The sequence below is a fragment of the Lentzea terrae genome, assembly GCF_003265345.1.
Classification (GTDB): Bacteria; Actinomycetota; Actinomycetes; order Mycobacteriales; family Pseudonocardiaceae; genus Lentzea; species Lentzea terrae.
Genome location: NZ_QFWW01000006.1, coordinates 146925 through 168684, shown reverse-complemented (window position 1 = coordinate 168684; position 21760 = coordinate 146925). Strand labels below are relative to the sequence as shown.

Sequence of the window (21760 nt, the reverse complement as noted above, 5' to 3'; positions counted from 1 at the left end):
CGAGGCGCACCGCTTTCCGGCGGTGCGCCTTTTGTCTTATGTGGACAGCAGGAAGATCGCGGTGCCCAGCAGCAGTGCGAACACCGTGAGCACGATGACGAGCGTGATGCCCGCGCCGGCCTGGCGTGGCGCCACCGGGATGGCCGGCTCCGGCACCTCGTACATGCCGAGCGGGCGGGTGCCCGCGTTCGGTTGCCGTTTCGGGGTCTTGGAGAAGGCCGAGAACGGATCCGGGTTCTGCGCGTAGAGGTCGCGCTCGTCGAACGGTTCGTTCGGTGGTCTGCTCATGTGGTCCCCCCAGACTCGTCGTTCGAGCTCAACTGTGGATGCGGCCCTCGCGGAGGTCACGGACGACGTGGTGATCGTGGTGCGATCTACGCCCCAGTCGCGCTGCTGCGACCGCTCGTACAGCTCGGTCATCGACGGCTTCCGCGGCGGCTCGACCAGGTGGTTGCGCAGGTGCGTGCTGGGTGACATCCCTGCCGATTTGCGTGCGCTCATCTGCCTGCGCAACTACCTGATCGTGTGGCCTCAAACCTTCGGCTTGAGGCCGGTCAACGGGTCCGGCAACGGCTCGTGGTGCAGCACGCCGAGCCGTTGCGTGGCACGGGTGAGAGCCACGTACAGCTCGGCCGCACCGCGCGGCCCGTCGGCCAGGATTCGTTCCGGCTCGACGACGAGCACCGAGTCGTACTCCAGGCCCTTGGTCTCGGAGGCGGGAATCGTGCCGGGCACACCGGGCGGCCCGATCACGACGCTGGTGCCCTCGAGTGACGCCTCCGCCGTGACGAACTCCTCGATCGCGGCCGGCAGCTCGGCGGCCGAAACCTGCCGCGCCCACGGCTGGACTCCGTTGGCGCGCACGGACTCCGGTGCCTGCACGTCCGGCGCGAACTCGGCGAGCACCCGGGCGGCGACCGCCATGATCTCGGCCGGCGTGCGGTAGTTGACCGTCAGCGAGCGGTAGAGCCAGCGGCCGGGCACGTACGGTTCCAGCATGTCGGCCCAGGACGAGGCGCCTGCGGGCGAACGGCGCTGGGCCAGGTCGCCCACCACCGTGAAGGAACGGCCAGGGCAGCGGCGCATGAGGACTCGCCAGTCCATTTCGGACAGTTCCTGGGCCTCGTCCACCACCACGTGCCGGTAGGTCCAGCCGCGGTCGGCGGCCGCGCGTTCGACGAGCGTGCGGGTGTCGTGCTCGTCGAAGCGCTCGGCCAGGTCCTCCGCGAACAGGAGGTCCGTGGCGAACAGGTGGTCCTCGTCGTCCATGTGGTCCTGGCGGCCGACGAGGCTGTCGAGCACCTCCGACGCGTACCTGGCCTCGGCCTGCTTCTCGGCCAGCGCGGCCTGGTCGCGGGCCTGTTCGGAGCCGTCGCGGCCCAGCAGTTCGTGCAGCTCGTCGAGCAGCGGCACGTCCGACACCGTCCACGCGTCGCCCTGGACCCGGTGTAGCGACGGGTCCGCGCCCGCCGCCGCCAGCCGCTCGGCAGACGAGTAGAGCGAGCCCAGGAGCTGCTCAGGCGTCAGCAACGGCCACAGCTCGTCCAGCGCTCGCAAGAAAGCCCCGTCGTCGGCGAGGTCCTTGAGCAGGCCGGAGCGCATGTCCTCCCAGCCGGCCTTGTCGGACCGCGACAGCCAGCCCTTCCCGATCCGGCCGAGGGCGCGTTCGGTCAGGACGTACGTGATGATCTCGGTGAACACCTTGCGGGCCTCGTTGTGCGGCAGGCCGCTGTCGCGCGCTTCCTGCCTGGCCCATTCCGCGGTCTCGGCGTTGATCTCGACGACGACGTCCTTCATGCCGATCGGGATCGGCGAGACCGGCAGCCGCTGCCGGTCGGCCACGGCGGCCTTCAGGACCTCCACCATCTTCAGCGAACCCTTGAGCCGCGCGACGTCCGGCACGTCCTCGCGCGAGGTCCGCACGCCCGGCAGGAGGCCACCGGCGGTCGTGAACACCACGTCGGACTCGCCCAGCGACGGCAGGACGCGGCCGATGTGGTTGAGGAACGCCGGGTTCGGGCCCACGACGAGGACGCCGTGCCGTTCCATGCGCTCTCGTTGCGTGTACATCAGATAGGCGACGCGGTGCAGCGCCACGACGGTCTTGCCGGTGCCGGGGCCGCCCTCGATCACCAGCACGCCGGGGTGGTCGAGCCGGATGATCGCGTCCTGCTCGGCCTGGATGGTCGCCACGATGTCGCGCATGCCCTCGCCGCGCGGCGCGTTCAACGCCGCGAGCAGGGCCACGTCGCCCTGTTCCTCGCCGAGCTTGCCGAAGACCTCGTCGGTGAAGCCGGCGACGGCGCGGCGGCGGGTGTGGAACTGCCTGCGCCGCGCCATGCCCTCCGGCTGGGCGCCGGTCGCGGTGTAGAACGGGCGCGCCGCCGGTGCGCGCCAGTCGAGCAGCACCGGCTCGAAGTCGTCGAACTCGTCGAACAGGCCGATCCTGCCGATGTAGGAGACGTCACCGTCGACGCTGTCCAACCGGCCGAAGCACAGCCCGTAGTCGGCGACGTTCAGCCGCTTCATCTCACGGTGCCGGGCCCGCACCTCGTTGTCCCGTTCCATGGCCGTCTCGCCGGTGCCACCCAGCGCAGACTGGTACGCCGCCTTCACGCGCGCGCGTTCGGCATCGAGCCGTGCGTAGAGACCGGCAACGTAGTCGCGTTCGGACTGAAGTTCTTCTTCGTACCCCACGAGCTCCCCACAGCGTTTTCCGGCTTGAGGCGATGAGTGTGAAGGACGCACGGGGTCTTGTGGCAAGGCCCCCTGTCTGCTATACGGTTAAGTGGGAAGAAAACGGGGGAGCCTTTTTCGCGTACGCGACCCGGCAGGGGCGCCCAGTGGCTCCGATGCCCCTTCGCCGCCTCCGGTTCGGGATCCAGCAGCTGCATCTCCAGGCGTTGCGCCAGCCGTGTGAGCACGACCTTCATCTCCAGCTGCGCGGACCGTATGACGTAAGTCTCATGTGGAATGCCCATAGTGGCTCGTCTCGCGACCACCGCGGTCACCGGGTGCAGCCGCTCCGACTCCAGCGGCGTCCTGTCGAGACGTGTGGAGCGCGTGTAGGGGCCGTGTAGCCCGCCTCCGCACGCTGAGCGTCATCCACTCGACAGGGGAGACCACCGTGAAGAGGATGCTCGTAGCGTTAAGCGCTGCTGCGATGTCGTTGGCACTGATGGCGCCTGCTTCTGCCGCACCACCAACGCCCGCGTTCGGCGCGGCGATCGACAAGTACGCCACCTACGTGGGCCAGACGACGTGCGACCCGGACGCCAAACCGGGCGTGGTCGGGTTCCGCGACCTGCTCAAGGCCGAGTACGGCCGCGCCGACCTCGGCATGGTCCGCGCGTGCGACTCCGGTGGCCAGAGCGAGCACAAGGAAGGCCGCGCGCTCGACTACCCGTTCAACGCCGGCAACTCCACCCAGGCCGCGCAGGCCGCCGACCTCCTGCAGTGGCTGCTCGCGACCGACCAGCACGGCAACAAGCACGCCCTGGCCCGCCGGCTGGGCATCATGTACATGATCTGGGACCACAAGATCTGGAAGGCCTACGAGGCCTCTGCCGGCTGGCAGGCCTACAGCGGCGCGTCACCGCACACCGACCACATCCACTTCAGCTTCAGCTGGGCGGGCGCGCGCAAGCAGACGACGTGGTGGACGGCCGCGCGCAGCCTGGCCGCGGAGAGCGTGAACGGCGACCGCTACGACGACCTGCTCGCCGTGGCCCCGGACAACGTCATGCGGCTGTACCCCGGCACGTCCGGCGGCGGCTTCGGTGCGTCCAGCGAGGTGGGGCCGGGCTGGTCGTCCACGTTCAACCGCATCGGCGTCGGCGACACGAACGCGGACGGCTTCGCGGACATCCTGGCCACCGGGACCGACGGAACGCTGCACTACTGGCACAACTCGGGCCGCGGCACGTTCACCAAGCTCGCCAACTCCGGTTCCGGCTGGGAGACGCTGGAGTGGTTCGCGGTGCTGGACGTGAACGGCGACAACCGCGCGGACGTCGTCGGGCGTGACGGCGGGCGGTTGTACTGGTACCCCGGTCAGGGCTCGGGGAAGTTCTCCGCCCGGATCTTCGTCGGCGAGGGCTGGGCCTCGTTCCCGCGCTTTGCCGGTGGGGATGCCGACGGTGACGGGGATGGCGATCTGTGGGGCGTCGGTGGTGCCGGTGAGCTCTTCTTCTGGGAGGGCAACGGAAACGGGACCTTCTCCAGCGGGCGTCAGGTCGGCTCCGGGTGGGCCGGGTTCTCCGGGTTCAACGTGATGGACGTGACCGGGGACGCTCGGGCGGACGTCGTCGCGGTGCGGTCGAACGACTCGACGTTGTGGCGGTGGAGCGGGCAAGGGGACGGGACGCTGGCCACGGCGGTGCAGGTGGGGACCGGGTGGAGCGGGTTCCGGCCCGCCAGCTACTAGAAATTCGCGGGCGGCATGTTCGTGCGACTGGTCATCATGGCCGCATGAACATGCCGTTTCGCTGGGACCTCGTGGCGCCGGACCGGTTGGGGTCGCTGCTCGACGACATCGCCACGCCCGACCTGTGGTACCTCGACGACCTGGCCGAGTGCACGGGCAAAGTGCTGGCGCGCAGTGGAAACGGCGATCTCGTGTTCGTCGGCCGGTCGCTCGACTCGATGTTCGACCTGCTCGGCGGAGCGTTGGAGGGAACCGGCCGTGTGGTGGACAGGTTGCCGGTGTCGTTCGACCGCGGGCGCGCGATCGCGCACTCGGACCTCCCGCGCGCCCGCGAGCTCGCTGCCGAGATCGGCATCACGCCCGCGTCGCTGGCGAGGCGCGACCGTCCGGTGACGTTCGTCGACGTGGTGTACGAGGGCTCGACGTTCACCAAGCTCTTCACGTTGCTCGACGACTGGATCGCCGAGGAGCGGGAAACGTGGCCGGTGATCCGCCAGAAGCTGCGGTTCATCGGCGTCACGAGGAGGAAGAAGACCAGCCCGAACACGTGGCGCTGGCAGCAGCACGCCGAGTGGACGCGCCGGTTGCCGGCCTCGGCTGTGGTCAACGTGTCGCTCGACCTGGACGTCTGGTCGTACTTCGGCGACAACCAGACCAAGCTGACGTGGCCCTTTCAGCTGCACCGGTGGCGGGAGTACCTGCGCGAGGCCAAGAGGGACGAACGCACGCGAGAGGCACTTGCCGAGGCCGTGCACCTGGTGTCGGCGGGGCGCACGAGGGAAGTGCGGCGGCAGATCGCGCGAGGCGTCGACGGCGAGCCCGCGCTCTCCGAACCGTGGCTGCGCACGCTCGTCCGTCAGTTGAACGCCTGAAGTTCAGGTCGTGTGCTCCATGACCATCATCGCCGTCGTGCCCGGCTCCAACGCCTTGCAGATGTGCGGCAGATCCCCGGGATAAACGATGTAGTCACCAGGCCCGAGCTCGATCGGATCCTCGGCGAGCCCGGCCAGGCACCGCCCCGAGGCCACGATCATGTGCTCCACGCTGCCCGGCACGTGCGGCTCCGATTCGCGCGCGCCGCCGGGTTCCAACGCCAGCCAGTAGATGTCGTGCTTCGTCCCCGGACGGCAGGCGGCCAGCAGCGTGGCGGAGTAGTGCGCGCGCTCCGAGTGGATGACCGGGCCCTCGCCGGCGCGGATCACCTGGACGCGCGGCACGGCCGGTTCGACCAGGCGGCTGAACGGCACGCCCAACGCCACGCCCAAAGCCCACAGGGTTTCCACGCTCGGGTTGCCGGCGCCGGACTCCAGTTGGGAGAGCGTCGACTTCGCGATGCCGGCCTTGCGGGCCAGGTCGGAGAGCGACATGCCGGTGCGGTCGCGCTCGCGGCGGAGGTTGGCCGCGATCAGGTCGAGTGGTGCGTTCGACACAGAAGTCCATCCGTTCGGCTTGACGAACACCCGTTCTGGTGTTCATCGTAGTGGGTGATGCGTTCGATATGGCGAACCCTTGATGCTGTGCTTCTGCGTGACGTGGCCGCAGTCGCACTTGGTGCCGCGGTCACCGGCGCCTCGTTCGGTGCGATCTCGGTGGGCTCCGGTCTGCCTTGGTGGATGCCGGTGTTGATGTCGGTGGCGATCTTTGCGGGTGGCTCGCAGTTCATGGCTGTGGGCATTGTTGCCGCTGGTGGTAGTCCTGCGGCGGCGGTGGTGGCCGGGCTGGTGCTCAACGCGCGGCACCTGCCGTTCGGGCTGGCGATCGGGGACGTGCTGGGCAGGAGTCCGCTCGCGCGAGTTGTCGGCAGTCATCTGCTCATCGACGAGTCGACGGCCTTTGCGATGGCGCAGAAGGACCCCGCGAGAGCGCGTGCGGCTTACTGGGCGTGCGGCGTCGCGCTGTTCTTCAGTTGGAACGTCGGTGTGCTGGTCGGGGCGCTGGCGGGGCAGGCGATCGGCGACACGGCGACGTTCGGGCTCGATGCGGCGTTTCCGGCGGCCATGCTCGCGCTCACGCTGCCGAGCTTGAAGGACGCGAGGACGCGCAACGCGGCCCTCACCGGTGCCGCGATCGCGCTCACGACTACGCCGTTTCTGCCTGCTGGGGTGCCGGTTTTGCTCGCGCTCGTCGGGTTGGTCGCGTTTCGCACGAAGAAGAAGGAGGAGGCACCGTGCCCGTCACCGCAGTCCTGATCTTGGCCGCCGGCACGTTCGCCATCAGGATCGCCGGGCCGTTGCTGCGGGACCGGGTGACGCTGCCGGAGAAGGTCCAGGAGCTCATGTCGGCGAGTGCGACGGTGTTGTTGTTGGCGCTGGTCGCGGTTTCGGCGCTGACGAACGGCAAGCAGTTCGGCGGGTGGGCGCTCGCGATCGGTGTGGTGGTCGGTGGCGTGGTGGCGTGGCGGAAGGCGCCATTTGTCGCGGTGATCGTGCTGGCTGCGGCCACCACGGCTGGGCTGAGGCTGCTCGGGGTGGCCTGAGCGCACCCAGGGGGTGCGATGTCTCCGCGATAGGCCCCTGATGGGCGACAGGCTTCAGATGGGCCCATGGGCGCGAAACCTGGACTGGTCGGGCGGGACCGGGAGACGACTGCGCTGACCCGGGCGCTGGCCGCGGCGGCTGGTGGCGACGGGCACCTCGTGGTGGCCACCGGTGGGCTCGGGGCCGGCAAGACGGCACTGCTCACCGCCGCGCGGGAGCTGGCCGCGCAGCGCGGGTTCACGGTGCTGGCGGCGCGGGGGAGTTATCTGGAACGCGAGCTGCCGTTCGGGCTGGTGAGCCGGTTGTTCGTGTGTGTGCAGCCCGGTGCCGAGGTGCAGCACCTGCCGCGCATCGCCGCCGCGCTCGGGCAGTCGGACCAACTGGCCGAGCCGGGGCCCGTGACGTTGCCCGAGCTGCACTTCCTGCACCGCGCACTCGCGCGCATGGCCGGTGAACGGCCCGTCGCCATCGTCGTCGACGACGCGCAGTGGGCTGACCAGCCGTCGTTGCAGTGGCTGAGCACGCTGCCGCACCGCATCGAGCACCTGCCGGTGTTCGCGCTGGCGGGGATCGGGACGGGTGAGGTGTGCACGGGGCCGCAGACGCTCGAGGAGCTGCTCGCCGCGAGCACCGGCGAGATCCGGCTGGACGAGCTGTCGTTCGACGGCGTGCGGGCGTTGGTCGAGCAGGAGCTGGGGCGGCGGGTCGAGGACGACTTCGTCACGCGCTGCCGGAACGAGGCGGGCGGCAACCCGTTGCTGCTGCTCAACCTGATCCGCGCCTACCCCGGTGAGACCGCGCCGGCGTTGCTGCCGACGGTCAACGTCCGGCTGCGCCGCCTCGCCCCGCACGCCCCCGATGCGTTGCACGCGCTGGCGGTGCTGGGCGGCGAGGTCACGTTGCCGCGGGTTGCCGAGCTGATCGGCACCGAACCGTGCGAGCTCGCCGGCACGATCGCCGCGTTGCACCGGATGGGCCTGCTGAGCGCTGACGGCTCGTTGGTGCATCCATTGGTGCGCAACACACTTCGGGAAGAGTTGACCATCACCGAACGTCAGGACCTGCACGCCGCGGCGGCCCGGCTGCTGACCGAGACGGGCGCGTCGGCCGAGGCTGTGGCCGAGCACCTGGTGGAGACCCGGCCGCTGGGCGAGGAGTGGGCGACCGACGTGCTGGTGTCCGCCGCCGGACGGGCCCGCGCGCGCAACCGGGTGCTGGACGCGGTGCGGTACCTGCGCCGGGCGATGGACGAGCCCGGATCCGGTGTGCTGCTGGCGGAACTCGGCGAGGTCGAGTCCTATGTGGACGTGCCGGCGGCGGTGGAGCACCTGGGTGAGGCCGATCCCGCGCACCCCGCGTTGCCGGGCCTGCTGGCGCTGCTGGGGGAGGAGCCGGAGTTCGAGCCGGACGCGATCGGCGACCCGGACGTCGTGCCGGCCACGCCTGCGGAGTTCGACCCGTATCTGCGGGCGGTCGCGCACCTGAGGAACCGCGCAGAACTGGCGGCCGCGTACGCCCGTACGGATCGTGCGCTGACCATCGCGCGGAGGTGGCAGCACCGGCCGTGCGTCGCGGCGGCGCTCACGGCTCGTTCGGCGTGCCTGCGCGACCTCGGAAGGCTGGCGGGCGCCGAGTCCGACGCACGCGAAGCGCTCAGCGTCCTCGACAGCTGCGGCGCGGCTCGGATTTCGTCGCCGGTCTTCGCCGCGTTGACCGAGCTTTCGTTGGCACTGCTGGAAATGGGCGACGTCGAGGTGGCGGCGCAGGTGTTCGAGGCCGTGCCGGGTGAGGTACCGGACCTGTTCGGCGCACCGGCTCTCCTCGCCGCTCGGGGACGCGTGCGGATCGCGGCCGAGCGACGAAAGGACGGCGTGCGCGACCTGCTTGACTGCGGGGAACGTCTGCGAGCACGCGGTTGCGACACCACGTCGTGGCGGCTGCCTCTCGGAGGAGACCATCTCGCTGCGGAGGAGCTTCTAGCGCGCGCAACGGGTGCGGTGCTGCCGTTAGCGGCGGTGTTGCGTGAACAGGGCGTGTACAGGGGCGTCGAAGGCATTGCCCTGCTTGAAGAATCGGTCGACCTGCTCGCGACGACCGGAGCGCTGCTGGAACGGGCCCGCAGCCACTTCGCACTGGGCCGGGCGTTGCACCTGGCCGGCCGGGTCAAGCCGGCCAGGGCCGAGCTGAGAACAGCCGTGGACCTCGCCGACGACTGCGGCGTGGAGGACCTGGCCGAGGAGATCCGGCAGGAGCTGGCCGCCGGGCCCGCCGGGCTGACCGAGTCCGAACGCCGGGTCGCCGCGCTGGCCGCCGAGGGCAAGATGAACCGGGAGATCGCGGCCGCGCTGTTCGTGCAACTGCGCACCGTCGAGATCCACTTGACCAAGGTCTACCGCAAACTCGGCATTGACGGCCGCGACCAGCTCGCGCCTGCGTTAAGACTCGCGAGTTAGTGCTTCCGGACGTGTGAAAAGAGGAGGTTTGTATGAACCTCTGTCACCTCGCGCCGACTGGTGAATTTGTCCAATACGAGCCGTTGCAGATGACCGACGTCCGATACCGCGACATGCACTAGGAAATCTTCCGGACCTGTCACGTGCGAGAGCGCAAGAGTTTCGGGCAACGAGAGCACGTAAGCCATGAACGGGTCGACGATCTCCTTGGTGTGCGGACGGATCTTCAACGCCAGCATCGCCTGCACGGGCCGGCCGACCGCGCCGAGGTCGATCTCCGCGTGGTAGCCGGTGATCACCCCGCGCTCCCGCAACGCCCGGTGCCGCACCACCGCCGTGGACTGCGCGACGTTCACGCGTTCGGCCAGGTCCTTGTTCTGCAGCCGCGCGTCCTTCCGCAGCTCCCGCACGATGGCCTCGTCGATCGAATCCAGCACGGTGAATCTCCGTTCAGTCGAATCTGCTGCGGTTCAGCACCCGTTCTGTCGAGGAAGTCTCCACCATTCCGGCCATGACGCGCATCGAGACCATCGCAGTGCACGGCGGCCGCGACGACCTCGCGGAACTCGGCGTGCACGCACCCCCGATCGACCTGTCCACCACCTACCCCGTGCCTGACCAGGCGCTCGGCGGGGAAGCACTGGGTGTGTGGGCCACCGGCGCCGCACAGGCCTCGTCGCCCGTGTACGCGCGGCTGCACAACCCGACCGTGGCGCGGTTCGAGCAGGCACTGGCGAAGCTCGAGCACACCGAGGCCGCGGTCGCGTTCGGCAGCGGCATGGCGGCGGTGACCGCGGTGATCCAGGCAGCGTGCGTGCTGGCCGGAAAACCGCACGTCGTGGCCGTGCGGCCGCTCTACGGCGGCACCGACCACCTGCTGTCGTCCGGTCTCCTGGGCGTCGAAACCACCTACGTCGAAGCAGGCCTGGTGTCCTCCGCGATCCGGCCGGACACCGGGCTGATCGTCGTCGAGACGCCGGCCAACCCGAACCTCGACCAGGTCGACATCGAGCACGTCGTCCGGCAGGCCGGGTCCGTGCCGGTCATGGTCGACAACACCTTCGCGACGCCGATCCTGCAGAACCCCGCGTTGCACGGCGCCTCGTACGTGCTGCACTCCGGCACCAAGTACCTCGGCGGGCACGGCGACGTGCTCGGCGGCGTCGTGGCCTGCACGGATGCGCTGGCAGCGGCGTTGCGGCAGGTCCGGATCATCACCGGGGCCGTGCTGCACCCGCTGGGCGGCTACCTGCTGCACCGGGGGCTCGCCACTTTGCCGCTGCGCATCGAGGCGGCTTCGCGCAGCGCCTCGATCCTCGCTGCCCGGCTCGCCGAGCACGACGCGGTGGAGTTCGTGCGCTACCCGTCCGCGTCGGTGCAGCTGCGGGGGACCGGCGCGATGATCGCGTTCGGCGTGCACGGCGACCCGACCGACATCGTGCGGCGACTGAGGTTGATCACGCCGGCGGTGTCGCTGGGCTCGGTCGACACCTTGATCGAACACCCGTGGGCGCTCACCCACCGCCTGGTACCCGGAGAAGAACTGCGAGCCTCGGGCGTTCCGGAGAATTTGCTGCGCATTTCAGTTGGACTTGAGCATGTCGAGGACATTTGGGACGACCTGAACAGTGCGTTGTGTGACGTCGCTTACGTTAAGCCTTCCCCAACTGATTACTTGGTGATGACCGCCACTCACTAAGGTCCCTTCCAATCAGCGCGTCGGGGCGCGGGAGGTTCCGACGCGAGCATTTTTCCGTTTCGGAAGGAACCTCCTCGTGAGTTCTGTGGAAACTGATGCGGACGGCTACACCAAGTCGCTGAGCAAGCGCCAGGTGCAGATGATCGCAATCGGTGGCGCGATCGGCGTCGGCCTCTTTCTCGGCGCGGGCGGACGCCTGGCCGCGGCGGGGCCGTCGCTGATCCTGTCCTACGCGGTGTGCGGCATCGCGGCGTTCTTCGTCATGCGCGCGCTGGGCGAGCTGGTGCTGCACCGCCCGGTCGCCGGCAGCTTCGTCGAGTACGCCCGCGAGTTCATCGGCCCGTGGGCGGGCTTCACGTCCGGCTGGCTGTACTGGCTGAACTGGGCCATGACCGGCATCGCCGAGATCACCGCCGTCGCGATCTACATGCACAAGTGGTTCCCCGACATGCCGCAGTGGATCACCGCGCTGGTCGCGCTGGTGGTCCTCGTCGCCATCAACATGTTGTCCGTCAAGTTGTTCGGCGAGCTGGAGTTCTGGTTCTCGGTCATCAAGGTCACGGCCATCGTCGTGTTCCTGGTGACCGGTGTCGGCCTGATCATCGGCGCGGCGGACATCGGCGGCACGACGGCTTCGGTGTCCAACACCCTCGGCCACGGCGGCCTGTTCCCGGCCGGCTTCGGCGTGGCACTGATGACCCTGCAGGCCGTGATCTTCGCCTACTCGGCCATCGAGCTCGTCGGCATCGCGGCCGGCGAGACCAAGGACCCGCACAAGATCATGCCGCGCGCCATCAACGGCGTGGTCTACCGGATCGCGATCTTCTACGTCGGTTCCGTGCTGCTGCTGACGATGCTTCTGCCGTGGGACCACTACACCGGCAGCGAGTCGCCGTTCGTGACGGTGTTCTCGGCGCTCGGCATCCCGGCCGTCGGCGACATCATGAACGCCGTCGTGCTGACCGCGGCGTTGTCCTCGTGCAACTCGGGTCTCTACTCCACCGGCCGCATCCTGCGTTCGTTGGCGCAGAAGGGCGAGGCCCCGGCGATCACGGGCAAGATGAACTCCCGGCACGTGCCCTACGGCGGCATCCTCTTCACGGCCGGCGCGTACGTGCTGGGCGTGGTGCTCAACTACACCGTGCCCAAGGACGCGTTCGACATCGCGATCGCCATCGCGTCGCTGGGCGTCGTGTCGACCTGGGCCACGCTGATCATCTGCCAGATGCGGTTGCGGCAGAAGGCTTTGCGCGGCGAGCTCGAACGGCCGTCGTACCGGATGCCGGGTGCCCCCTACACCGGCTGGCTCACGCTGGCGTTCCTCGCGCTGGTCGTCGGGCAGATGGCCTTCTCGTCCGGCCACGCCGAACGGATCGCGTTCTGGTCGATCCCCGGACTCGCGCTGGTGCTGTTCCTCGGGTGGCGGTACGTGAAGTCGCGCCAGCCGGTCGAGCCCGCGCGGGAGCAGTTCGTCTCCGTCGACTGACCGTCGTTCGGTGATCAACCGCGAGCCGTCCCCTCACAAAAGGGGCGGCTCGCGGCGTGTCACCCGGTCGGGCGGCCGGGTCGCGGGTCGCGGTGCGGGGGAGCAGCCTGTGCGCATGACTACCAGCCATGTTGAGCACCGCGAACACTCCCACGTCCACGGCGAGGGCTGCGGGCACGTAGGGGTGCCGCACAGCGACCACGTGGATTACGTCCACGACGGCCACCTGCACCGCGAGCACGACGGTCATTTCGACGAGTGCGAGCCCGCCGGCCACGAGGAGCACGGCGGGCACGACCACGCCCATGGTGACGGGTGCGGGCACGTGGCGGTGCCGCACGCCGACCACGTCGACTACGTGCACGACGGGCATCGGCACGCGGCCCACAACGGGCACTACGACGAGCACTGATCAAGCTGAGTCGTCGGCATCAGGGTAGAACTGGGCGTACCAGCGCCGCAGCGCCTTGATGCCGCGCTCGTGCCCGAGCAGCACCGGGCGGGCCTGGTGGACCTTGTGGTCCCAGATGCGGACCTCTTCGCGCACCTCGCCGAGAGCCTGCGTGCGGAAGACCAGTTTGAGCAGGGGCGCGAGGAACGGCAGCCCGGCGGGCTTGCGCACGTGGTAGAGCATCCGCAGCTCGCTCGTGCGGTCGTCGATCGGGTTGGTGAGTGCGATGGCGGTCAGCGAGAGCAGGCGGCCGAACACGCGCACCACCATGACGCCGGGGCCGTACATGTACACGTCGAAGGTGTTGTCGAGCTCCCACGCCAGCACCTTCCGCCCGAAGCGGCCGCGGACCTCGGCGAACGGCCCGTCCACGACCAGGTCCTGCACCGGCGGCTCGCTCTGCCCGTGGATGAAGTGGAAGTGGGACTCGTCGACGATGTTCTCGCGCATCTCCTGGATGTGGATGCGCGCGGTCTGCACGTCGTCGATCGGCTGGGCGAACTCCCGTGCCGTGGCCTCCGGGATCTCCGGCACCTCCCACACCGGCGCGTCGGGCCCGGTGTAGACGAAGATCAGTCCGCTGTGTTCGCGGGTTTCGAAGCCGCCGATCGACACCTTCGGAGGGCGCGCCGCGAACGGTGCGTACGTGCACCGGCCGTCCGCGCCGAACCGCCAGCCGTGGAACGGGCACTCGACCGTCCCGTCCACCACCTTCCCGCCGACGCCGAGGTGTGCGCCGTAGTGCGGGCAGTGGGCGTCCCGCACCGCAGGCAGCCCGTCGGGACCGCGGAAGGCGATGAGCGCCCGGCCGAAGTAGTGCAGGGGCAGGACCTTCCCGCGCGGGAGCTGGACGCTGCGGAGCACCGCGTACCAGCCGTGCGGCACGAACGGCATCGGATACTCGTCGGCGCGCGGGTCGCGGGGCAGGGTGGTCATGTGGTCGTCGATGCTGGACACCACGTTGAGTTAATGCTGTTAACTCTCGTGGGGCGACTGCCGTCGGGACGAACAATGATCACTGCGGGCTACGCTGAAACGCCCAGGGCCAACCACTGTCAGTCCGTCTCCGACACGTCAAATATGCTGGTGGGCATGGTTGTCGCTGCCCCACCCGTCATCGGAGTGCTCGCCCTGCAGGGCGACGTCCAGGAGCACTTGATCTCGCTCGCCAAGTGCGACGTCACCGCGCGGCCGATTCGTCGGCCCGAGGAACTGGACGAGCTCGACGGCATCGTCATCCCCGGCGGCGAGTCGACGACCATCAGCAAGCTGCTGGACAACTTCGAGCTGCTCGAGCCGCTGCGGGCCAAGATTGCCGCCGGTTTCCCGGCATACGGGTCGTGCGCGGGCATGATCCTGTTGGCCAACAACGTGCTCGACGGCCGTGACGACCAGCACCAGCTCGGCGGTTTGGACGTCACCGTGCGGAGGAACGCCTTCGGGCGGCAGATCGACTCGTTCGAGACCGACCTCGACCTGGCCGGCGAGACGGTGCACGCCGTGTTCATCCGTGCGCCGTGGGTGGAGGCGGTGAGCGGAGAGGTCGAGGTTCTCGCTACGGTGCCCGTTACGGCTGAGGCGGGCGACGCCGCCGGTAGGATCGTCGCGGTCAGGCAGGGCAACGTGCTGGCCACGGCGTTTCATCCGGAGCTCACGGGGGATGAGCGCGTCCACCGCCTGTTCGTGGACATGGTTCGTGGTTTGAAGGGTTCGGAGGAGAAATGAGCGGCCACTCCAAGTGGGCGACCACCAAGCACAAGAAGGCCGCCATTGACGCCAAGCGCGGCAAGCTCTTCGCGCGGCTGATCAAGAACATCGAGGTGGCGGCCCGCACCGGTGGTGGCGACCCGGATGGCAACCCGACGCTGTACGACGCGATCCAGAAGGCCCGCAAGAACTCGGTGCCGCTGGACAACATCGAGCGCGCCCGCAAGCGCGGCGGCGGTGAAGAGGCCGGCGGCGCCGACTGGCAGACGATCATGTACGAGGGCTACGGCCCCAACGGCGTCGCGGTGCTCATCGAGTGCCTCACGGACAACCGCAACCGCGCCGCCACCGAGGTCCGCACGGCGATGACGCGCAACGGCGGCTCGATGGCCGACCCCGGCTCGGTGTCGTACATGTTCAGCCGCAAGGGCGTCGTGATCGTGCCGAAGGCGGGTACGACCGAGGACGACGTGATGATGGCGGTGCTGGAGGCCGGTGCCGAGGAGGTCAACGACCTGGGCGAGGCCTTCGAGGTCGTGTCCGAGGCGGGCGACCTGATCCCGGTCCGCAAGGCGCTGCAGGACGCGGGCATCGACTACGAGTCGGCCGAGTCGAGCTTCCTGCCGTCGGTGTCGGTGGCGCTGGAGGCCGAGGGCGCCAAGAAGATCTTCAAGCTGATCGACGCGCTGGAGGACTGCGACGACGTGCAGAACGTCTTCGCGAACTTCGACGTGTCGGACGAGGTCATGGCCGAGGTCGGCTGACCTTCAGTTCCGAGAACGCCGGTCACGCACTCGTGGCCGGCGTTTTGCTTGCCCCTTAGGGGATCTTCCCGGATGTTGCGCCCGAGTCCCGGCCCTACTCTCGCCCCAAGGTGCCCGCTGCGACCGCGTTGCCACGGAGGCTCTGCCATGAAGGCGATCGTCCAGGACAGATACGGCTCCCACGAGACGCTCAGGCTGGCGGAGGTCGACCGGCCGACGCCCGCGGACGGCGAGGTGCTGGTGCGGGTGCGCGCGGCATCAGTCAACGCCGCCGACTGGCACATCATGCGGGGCGATCCCCGTCTGGCGAGGCTCGCGATGCCTGTCGCGTTCGGGTGGTCCGGTCCCAAGAAGAGGATCCGCGGCCGTGACGTCGCGGGCGTGGTCGAGGCGGTGGGTCCGGCCGTCACCCGGTTCAAGGCGGGTGACGAGGTGTTCGGCGACCTCGGCTGGGCCGACGGCGCGTTCGCCGAGTACGTGTGCGCCCCGCAGGACCTGCTGGTGGGCAAGCCGGCGGGCCTCACGTTCGAGCAGGCGGCGGCGATCCCGTTGGCGGGCAACACCGCCCTGATCGGTGTGCGCGACCTGGGACGAGCAGAGCCTGGTCAGCGGTTCCTGATCAACGGCGCGTCCGGCGGTGTCGGCACGTTCGCCGTGCAACTCGCGAAGTCGTTCGGCGCGGAGGTGACCGCCGTGTGCAGCGCACGCAACGCCGACCTGGTCCAGTCGATCGGCGCGGACCACGTGGTCGACTACGCCGAGGAGGACTTCACCGCGAACGGGCAGCGCTACGACGTCGTGTTCGACCTGGTGGCGAACCGCTCGCTGGCCCACCTCCGGCGAGCCCTGACGCCCACCGGGACGCTGGTGCTGTCCGGTGGCGGCGTGTCCGACGGCGGCAGCCTCGTCGGGCCGATGGGCCTGACGATCGCCGGCGGGCTGGTCTCCCGTTTCATCCGCCACCGCGTGCTGCGGCTCGACGTGGCGACGAGCAAGGCGAACCTGGAGACGCTGGCCGGACTCGCCGAGTCCGGCGCCGTCGTCCCAGTCATCGACCGGACCTACCCGCTGCCCGAGGCGCCGGAGGCGATCCGGTACCTCGAGCTGGACCACGCGCGGGCGAAGGTCGTCGTCACGGTCGATCACGCCGCGTAGGGCACGCGTTCTCAAAGGTCTGGCCATGCGCGCTGCAGGCGGGCGAAGGCGGCGGTCAGGGCTGCGGGCGGAGTGGGGTCGGTACCGGCCAGGTCGGGGATCTCCAGGACGTAGCGGGCGAGCTGGCGTAGCCCGAAGTCGATCTCGTGGCCGGTTTCGTCCGCGATGACCTGGGCGAGCGCGGTTTCGCAGCCGGTCCACAGGGACCTGGCGTAGGCGCGCAGGGCGGGCGTGGCGATCACGAGGTCGGCGACACGCCGCGCTTCCGGGCTGGGAGCGGGGTCGAACGGGCCGCGCGTGGCGAGGAAGTCGTGCAGCGCCTGCAGGATCGAGACGCCTTCCGGACGTTCTTTGACGGCCGCTGTCAGCGACTGTTCGCGCTCGCTCCGGTCGCCCAAGACGAGCGCCTCCTTGCCGCCGGGGAAGTGCACGAACAACGTCGACACCGCCGTGTCGGCTGCTTCGGCGATCTCCGCCACCGTGACCTGGTCGAACCCGCGCTCCAGGAACAGCCGCCGCGCCGCGCTCGCCAGGGCTTCCTTGGTGGCGGCCTTCTTGCGCTCACGTCGTCCAGTCGGAGTCATGCCGAAATCATAGCGACTTCGATTATGGTGTGGGTATGCCTACATCCTGGAACGTTCACCGGTTGCCGCGCGCCGAGGGGAAGACCTTCCTGGTCACGGGTGCCAACGCGGGCATCGGCTACCACGTCGCCGAGCAGCTCGCGACCACCGGCGCCACCGTCGTCCTGGGCAGTCGGAGTTCGGAGAAGGCCGAGGCCGCGATGGCGCGCATCCGGTCCGTAGTGCCCGATGCGCGCGTGCGCCACCTACAGCTGGATCTCGCCGACCTCGACTCGTTGAAGGCCGCAGCGGGCGAGCTCGACAGCCTCGACGCGGTGGTGTGCAACGGCGGCGTCATGATCGACGACGCCGAACTGATGTACGCCACCAACCACCTCGGACACTTCGTGCTGGTCCACTGGCTGATGCCGCTGCTCGCGGCGGCGCAGGAGGGCCGCGTCGTCACCACCGGCAGCCTCAGGGGCAAGACCGTGAAGGCCGACGACGCCTATGCCAGGTCGAAGCAGGCGCAGATGCTGTTCGGCTTCGAGCTCCACCGGCGCCAGTCCGCCGTGCTGAGCCTGGTGAACCACCCCGGCGGTGCGCTGGACTCACTCACGCCGCCCAGGAAGGTGCGCAGCCTGCCCGCAGGACTTTTGTTGCAGGGCAAGGACGCCGGTGCGTGGCCCGCGGTTCGGGCCGTGCTCGACCCGAGCGTGCGCGGCGGCCAGATGGTGGGGCCGCGCATGTTCGGGTTGCGCGGCGAACCTCGGGTCGAACCTGTCCGCGGTCAGCTCGCGGACACCGCACTCGCCGCCCGTGTGTGGGCGGAGAGCGTCGAACTCACCGGCGTCGAGCCAGCTTGAGGAAAGCGGTCCACGCCGCCGCCGACACCAGCAGATGGGTGGACGGCGCCTTGCTGTCCCGGATGCCGACGCCGGTACCGATCTCCACGCAGTCAGCACCGCTACCGCTGTAGCTGCTCTTGCGCCAGACGGTCATCAGAAGCCCTCCAAGATGCTGTCGATCACCGCCCTCGATTCTTCCTCATCCAAAGCAACGGCAGCGAGCTTCTTGAGGGTGGTCTCGTACACCTTGATGGTCTCCGCGTCGTCGAGGAAGAGACAGCGGTTCAAGGTCTCCAGATAGACCACGGTCGGGAACTTCGGGAACTCCATGACGTAGAAGCCGCCCGACGTGCCCGCGTGCATTCCGGCTGACGCCGGGATGATCCGGATGCTGACGTACGTCCGCACCGACACCCTCAGCAGGTGTGCCAGCTGTTCCCGCCACACTTCGACGCCGCCGACCTGTAGCCGCAGCGCGAACTCGTGCACGTAGAAGACGAACTGACGGCTTCCGTCCAGGATCTTCGCCCGTGCGCTCCTCGCTGCGGCGACGGTCGGGACGTCGTCGGCCTCGATCACCGGCGAGGCCTCGGTGACGACATGGACGTACTCGGGAATCTGAAGTACGCCCGGTACCAGCGTCGGTGACCAAGCGCCGATCTTCTCGGCGTTCTTCTCGTGCTCGATGAAGGTGTGGACCTGGTCGGGAACGCCGTCTTCCGGGAACTGCATCCAGCCTTTTTCGCCTGTCTCCATGAACAGCGCCACCAGGCGGTCGCGTTCCTCCGCGGTCGTGCGGCAGTAGGCGAGCAGCGCGATGACCTCTTCCTTGGTCACGCCGCCTTTGCCGGCGAGCAGGTCGGAGATCTTGGCTTCCTGCCAGCCGAGCAGTTCGGCGAGTCTGCGCTGGGTCAGGCCGGTCCGTTCGATGGCCTTGCGGACACCGTTGCCGAACTCGCGACCCACCACGCTGGATGACCTCTTGGGCATGGAGGAACGCTAGGAGCCGAGGTGGGTTCGGCTCCATCGTTTCGCTGCAAATCTGCCTGAAGGTGGGAGCCTTGGAACAGCTCTAAGCCTTCCTATGGCACGGAAAAGGTGCCGTAGGGTGGATGCCGTGCTTTCCGACGAAGACATCGAACTGCGGGCCCGGCTGCTCTCCGCCGCCGACCGGCACGGCCACACCAACATCGTCGTGAACCCGGACGCCGAGGGTGCCGGGTACGTGTTCTCGGTGGGGGCGTGGCGGCGGTTCGGCGTGGCGGAGGCCGTTGTGATCGGGCTGCCGCAGGGCATGGGCGAGAGCCTGATCAACATGTACGTCAAGCGGGCCAGCGGGGGCGAGCGGTTCCAGCCCGGCCAGCTGTACTTCGACTTCTTCGAGGGCGTGCCGGTCACGTTCGAGCGGGTTTACAAGGGGTTCTACCCGGAGTTCTTCGGCAGCGCGTACCTGCTCTACGACGGGTCGGAGTTCGCGGCCGTGCAGATCATCGTGCCCACGCCGCAGGGGCAGTGGCCGTGGCAGCCGGACGCGCCGGAAGGGTTCCACGACCACCAGATGATCCTCACCGAGAGCGGGCTGCCGGAGAGCTGGACGCCGGGGGTCACCGGGCCGTGAACGTCCACATCGGACCGATCACGCCGGAGCACGCCGGTGAGGTGCTGACGATTCAGCGCGCCGCCTATCTCGCCGAGGCCCGCCGGTACGGGGCGTGGGACCTGCCTCCGCTCGTGGAAACGTTGCAGGAGATCAAGAACCACCTCGGGGACGGCACGCCCGCGTTCGGAGCGTTCGACGGGGCGCGGCTGATCGGCTCGGTGCGCAGCCGCGTCGACGGCGATCGCATGGAGGTCGCCCGGCTGGCGGTGGCGCCGGACGTGCAGGGCGGAGGCGTCGGCCGGCGGCTGCTCGAAGCCATCAGCACACGAGCGCCACGGCACGTAAGGGTCGTGTGGCTCTTCACGGGTGCGGAGAGCGACGAGAACCTGAGGTTCTACGAGAGCGCCGGATTCGTCCGGACCAGCGAACACCTGGACGCTGTCGGTATCAGGTGCGTCACTCTGGAGCAGAAGGTCATCTGACGTTCAGAGGCTGGCCACGACGGGCTGGCATGGTTCGGAAGCGGTCCACCCACGACCAACCACCGGTGCGGACGTCGATCACACGTCGGCTGATCCGTCCGGCACCCGCCAGCCCCGGCGCATCCGGCGCCGGGGCTGGCGCTGTGTCGGCCACCGGCGCACCAGGAGACCAAAACGTTGTCCGGAGGTCGTTGTCCGCTGAACGCGCCCCGACACCGGACAACGATCAACCTGTAGAAATGCACTGCGGCCAACCAGTCCGGGGGGATCTGGGAGGCCGCGGCCGGGGGAGGAGCGCCCCGCCTCGCAGGAGGCAGAGGGGGATGCGAAGCGGGGCGCTTCAGCACTTCGAGCACGCTGTCCGCGAGATCAGCTGGTTGAGATGATGCGGTTGCGGCCCAGGTGCTTCGCCTCGTACAGGCGCTGGTCGGCCTGACTGAGCATGGCGTCGATCCCGTCGCCGGGACCGAGCACACAGCCGCCACTGACGGTCACCGGGATCCGGCGGCCGCCCGCCGCGATCGGCGAGGTGGCCACGGAGGAACGCACGCGCTCGGCGACCTCGGCGGCTTCGGTGACATGGGTGCGGGGCAACAGCACCAGGAACTCCTCACCACCCCAGCGGGACGCGACGTCCCCCTTGCGCAGACCTTCCGCGAGGTGGCGGCAGAACTCACGCAGCACGAGGTCACCCACCGCGTGGCCGTAGGTGTCGTTGACGGATTTGAAGTGGTCGATGTCGAACAGCACCAACGCCATCGGCTCACCGTGCCGGACGGCCGAGCTGTGCCACCTGATCAGCTCCTCCTCCATGTGCCGGCGGTTGAACAGCCCGGTGAGCAGGTCGGTGCGGCTGAGCCGCTCCAGTTCCGCGTTGCGCCGGCGCAGCTGGTCCTGCAGCTTCTTGACGTGGACGGCCGCATTTACCCTGGCCAGCAGCTCCAGAGTCTCGAACGGCTTTCTCAGGTAGTCGTGGGCGCCGCCGTGCATGCCCGAGACCAGGTCGTCCACGCCGGTGCGGCCGGTGAGGAACACGACGGGGACGTCGCGCGACGCCTCGTCCCCCTTGAGCGCGGCCAGCACCTGGTGACCGTCCAGGCCCGGCATCTCGATGTCGAGCAGAATCACGTCGGGTGAGCACGTGCGGCACCGGGCGATCGCGGCAGGCCCGTCGTCGGCCTCGATCACCTCGTAGCCCGCGTCCTCCAGGCTGGCGCGGACCACCGCGCGGATCACCAGGGAGTCGTCGGCGACGAGCACCGTCGAGGTGGTGGTCACAGCCGCCCCACCAGAGCTTCCGGATTGGTCACGAGGGTCAGTTCGCCATCGCTCCGGACGGTTCCGGAGATCAGCTGTTCGTCCTGGCCGTCCGGCGCCGGACGGATGTCGGCCTCGTCCACGCGGGTGAGCCCTGGCACCGCGTCGACCAGCACACCGAAGGTCTTCTGCCCGGCCTCGACGACGAGCACCCGGTCGCCGCCGGCGCCGAACGGTGCGATGACGGTGAGCGGCGGGTCGCCGGGAAGGATGCCGACGACATCGTTTCGTCCCTGTGGGAGCGGCAGAAGTCCGCTCGTGGTGCGGACCGCGCGCATCGCGTCCACGGTCAAGCAGTACTGCGTGTTCCCCGTGCGGAAACGAACCATCGT

Annotated in this window: 24 protein-coding genes; 14 read left to right on the top strand and 10 right to left on the bottom strand. The window is 69.0% G+C overall.

Going from position 1 to position 21760, the window contains the following annotated elements:
- Positions 1-36 precede the first annotated feature (36 nt).
- Both DI276_RS09835 and helR read right to left on the bottom strand, forming a co-directional pair.
- Entirely contained in the window at positions 37-501 is a 465-nt protein-coding gene (locus DI276_RS09835; RefSeq protein ID WP_157984608.1) for a hypothetical protein, read from the bottom strand.
- Positions 502-531: 30 nt separating this feature from the next.
- Positions 532-2697: an RNA polymerase recycling motor ATPase HelR gene (gene helR / locus DI276_RS09830; protein WP_112262960.1), complete on the bottom strand. Its 2166-nt coding sequence runs from the start codon at positions 2695-2697 to the stop codon at positions 532-534.
- A 439-nt stretch (positions 2698-3136) separates the two neighbouring features.
- Here helR and DI276_RS09825 point away from each other — a divergent pair, with 439 nt between their 5' ends.
- Positions 3137-4426: an FG-GAP repeat domain-containing protein gene (locus tag DI276_RS09825; protein WP_112262959.1), complete on the top strand. Its 1290-nt coding sequence runs from the start codon at positions 3137-3139 to the stop codon at positions 4424-4426.
- Positions 4427-4470: 44 nt separating this feature from the next.
- The gene (locus tag DI276_RS09820) at positions 4471-5298 is read left to right on the top strand and encodes a hypothetical protein (RefSeq protein ID WP_198680541.1); all 828 of its coding nucleotides are present in this window, start codon (positions 4471-4473) and stop codon (positions 5296-5298) included.
- 3 nt (positions 5299-5301) lie between these two features.
- Here the strand turns inward: DI276_RS09820 and DI276_RS09815 are convergent, their stop codons facing one another.
- A complete protein-coding gene (locus DI276_RS09815; protein WP_232836554.1) occupies positions 5302-5856 on the bottom strand; it encodes a helix-turn-helix domain-containing protein in 555 nt (184 codons plus the stop codon).
- A 57-nt stretch (positions 5857-5913) separates the two neighbouring features.
- Between DI276_RS09815 and DI276_RS09810 the strand changes: the two genes are divergently transcribed.
- The 3 genes from DI276_RS09810 (at position 5914) to DI276_RS09800 (ending at position 9356) form a co-directional block, all read left to right on the top strand.
- A complete protein-coding gene (locus tag DI276_RS09810; RefSeq protein WP_112262957.1) occupies positions 5914-6615 on the top strand; it encodes an AzlC family ABC transporter permease in 702 nt (233 codons plus the stop codon).
- On the top strand, positions 6594-6902 hold the full coding sequence (locus DI276_RS09805; protein WP_112262956.1) for an AzlD domain-containing protein: 309 nt from the start codon (positions 6594-6596) through the stop codon (positions 6900-6902). The genes DI276_RS09810 and DI276_RS09805 overlap by 22 nt, the downstream gene beginning before the upstream one ends.
- A gap of 66 nt (positions 6903-6968) precedes the next feature.
- Entirely contained in the window at positions 6969-9356 is a 2388-nt protein-coding gene (locus DI276_RS09800) for a BREX system ATP-binding domain-containing protein (RefSeq protein WP_112262955.1), read from the top strand.
- Here the strand turns inward: DI276_RS09800 and DI276_RS09795 are convergent.
- Positions 9353-9793, bottom strand: coding sequence for an Lrp/AsnC family transcriptional regulator (locus DI276_RS09795; protein ID WP_112262954.1), 441 nt, complete (start codon positions 9791-9793; stop codon positions 9353-9355). The two genes, DI276_RS09800 and DI276_RS09795, sit on opposite strands and share 4 nt — an antisense overlap.
- A 74-nt stretch (positions 9794-9867) precedes the next feature.
- On the opposite strand from DI276_RS09795, the gene DI276_RS09790 reads away from it, so the two are divergent.
- The 3 genes from DI276_RS09790 to DI276_RS09780 all read left to right on the top strand — a co-directional run bounded on the left by DI276_RS09790 (position 9868) and on the right by DI276_RS09780 (position 12953).
- Complete coding sequence (locus tag DI276_RS09790; RefSeq protein WP_112262953.1) at positions 9868-11055, top strand: trans-sulfuration enzyme family protein; 1188 nt, start codon at positions 9868-9870, stop codon at positions 11053-11055.
- 139 nt (positions 11056-11194) lie between these two features.
- Positions 11195-12541: an amino acid permease gene (locus DI276_RS09785; RefSeq protein ID WP_232836592.1), complete on the top strand. Its 1347-nt coding sequence runs from the start codon at positions 11195-11197 to the stop codon at positions 12539-12541.
- Between the two features lie 115 nt (positions 12542-12656).
- Entirely contained in the window at positions 12657-12953 is a 297-nt protein-coding gene (locus DI276_RS09780) for a hypothetical protein (protein WP_112263336.1), read from the top strand.
- Here the strand turns inward: DI276_RS09780 and DI276_RS09775 are convergent, their stop codons facing one another.
- Entirely contained in the window at positions 12954-13949 is a 996-nt protein-coding gene (locus tag DI276_RS09775) for a Rieske 2Fe-2S domain-containing protein (protein ID WP_232836553.1), read from the bottom strand.
- A gap of 135 nt (positions 13950-14084) precedes the next feature.
- On the opposite strand from DI276_RS09775, the gene pdxT reads away from it, so the two are divergent.
- From pdxT to DI276_RS09760, 3 genes are all read left to right on the top strand, one after another.
- Positions 14085-14717: a pyridoxal 5'-phosphate synthase glutaminase subunit PdxT gene (pdxT, locus tag DI276_RS09770; protein WP_112263334.1), complete on the top strand. Its 633-nt coding sequence runs from the start codon at positions 14085-14087 to the stop codon at positions 14715-14717.
- Positions 14714-15463 (top strand): YebC/PmpR family DNA-binding transcriptional regulator, encoded by a 750-nt coding sequence (locus tag DI276_RS09765; RefSeq protein WP_112262951.1) that lies wholly within the window; start codon positions 14714-14716, stop codon positions 15461-15463. The genes pdxT and DI276_RS09765 overlap by 4 nt, the downstream gene beginning before the upstream one ends.
- 147 nt (positions 15464-15610) lie before the next feature.
- Positions 15611-16618: an NAD(P)-dependent alcohol dehydrogenase gene (locus DI276_RS09760; protein WP_112262950.1), complete on the top strand. Its 1008-nt coding sequence runs from the start codon at positions 15611-15613 to the stop codon at positions 16616-16618.
- Between the two features lie 11 nt (positions 16619-16629).
- Here DI276_RS09760 and DI276_RS09755 read toward each other — a convergent pair whose 3' ends face one another.
- Positions 16630-17202, bottom strand: a complete 573-nt coding sequence (locus tag DI276_RS09755) for a TetR/AcrR family transcriptional regulator (RefSeq protein WP_112262949.1) — start codon at positions 17200-17202, stop codon at positions 16630-16632.
- Positions 17203-17237: 35 nt separating this feature from the next.
- Here DI276_RS09755 and DI276_RS09750 point away from each other — a divergent pair, with 35 nt between their 5' ends.
- Positions 17238-18047 carry an SDR family NAD(P)-dependent oxidoreductase gene (locus tag DI276_RS09750; RefSeq protein WP_112262948.1) on the top strand — a complete coding sequence of 270 codons (810 nt, stop codon included), beginning with the start codon at positions 17238-17240 and terminating at the stop codon, positions 18045-18047.
- On the opposite strand, the gene DI276_RS09745 is transcribed toward DI276_RS09750, so the two are convergent.
- Together DI276_RS09745 and DI276_RS09740 are read right to left on the bottom strand one after the other, a co-directional pair.
- Positions 18025-18183 (bottom strand): DUF397 domain-containing protein, encoded by a 159-nt coding sequence (locus DI276_RS09745; protein WP_112262947.1) that lies wholly within the window; start codon positions 18181-18183, stop codon positions 18025-18027. The genes DI276_RS09750 and DI276_RS09745 overlap by 23 nt on opposite strands.
- On the bottom strand, positions 18183-19019 hold the full coding sequence (locus DI276_RS09740) for a helix-turn-helix domain-containing protein (RefSeq protein ID WP_112262946.1): 837 nt from the start codon (positions 19017-19019) through the stop codon (positions 18183-18185). The genes DI276_RS09745 and DI276_RS09740 overlap by 1 nt, the downstream gene beginning before the upstream one ends.
- Before the next feature lie 127 nt (positions 19020-19146).
- On the opposite strand from DI276_RS09740, the gene DI276_RS09735 reads away from it, so the two are divergent.
- Both DI276_RS09735 and DI276_RS09730 read left to right on the top strand, forming a co-directional pair.
- Positions 19147-19647, top strand: coding sequence for a DUF4262 domain-containing protein (locus DI276_RS09735; protein ID WP_332874631.1), 501 nt, complete (start codon positions 19147-19149; stop codon positions 19645-19647).
- Positions 19644-20111 (top strand): GNAT family N-acetyltransferase, encoded by a 468-nt coding sequence (locus DI276_RS09730; protein WP_157984607.1) that lies wholly within the window; start codon positions 19644-19646, stop codon positions 20109-20111. Before DI276_RS09735 ends, DI276_RS09730 begins: the two co-directional genes overlap by 4 nt.
- Before the next feature lie 369 nt (positions 20112-20480).
- Here the strand turns inward: DI276_RS09730 and DI276_RS09725 are convergent, their stop codons facing one another.
- Positions 20481-21389 carry a diguanylate cyclase gene (locus DI276_RS09725; protein ID WP_112262943.1) on the bottom strand — a complete coding sequence of 303 codons (909 nt, stop codon included), beginning with the start codon at positions 21387-21389 and terminating at the stop codon, positions 20481-20483.
- Positions 21386-21757 carry a chemotaxis protein CheW gene (locus DI276_RS09720; protein ID WP_232836591.1) on the bottom strand — a complete coding sequence of 124 codons (372 nt, stop codon included), beginning with the start codon at positions 21755-21757 and terminating at the stop codon, positions 21386-21388. The genes DI276_RS09725 and DI276_RS09720 overlap by 4 nt, the downstream gene beginning before the upstream one ends.
- Positions 21758-21760: the final 3 nt, after the last annotated feature.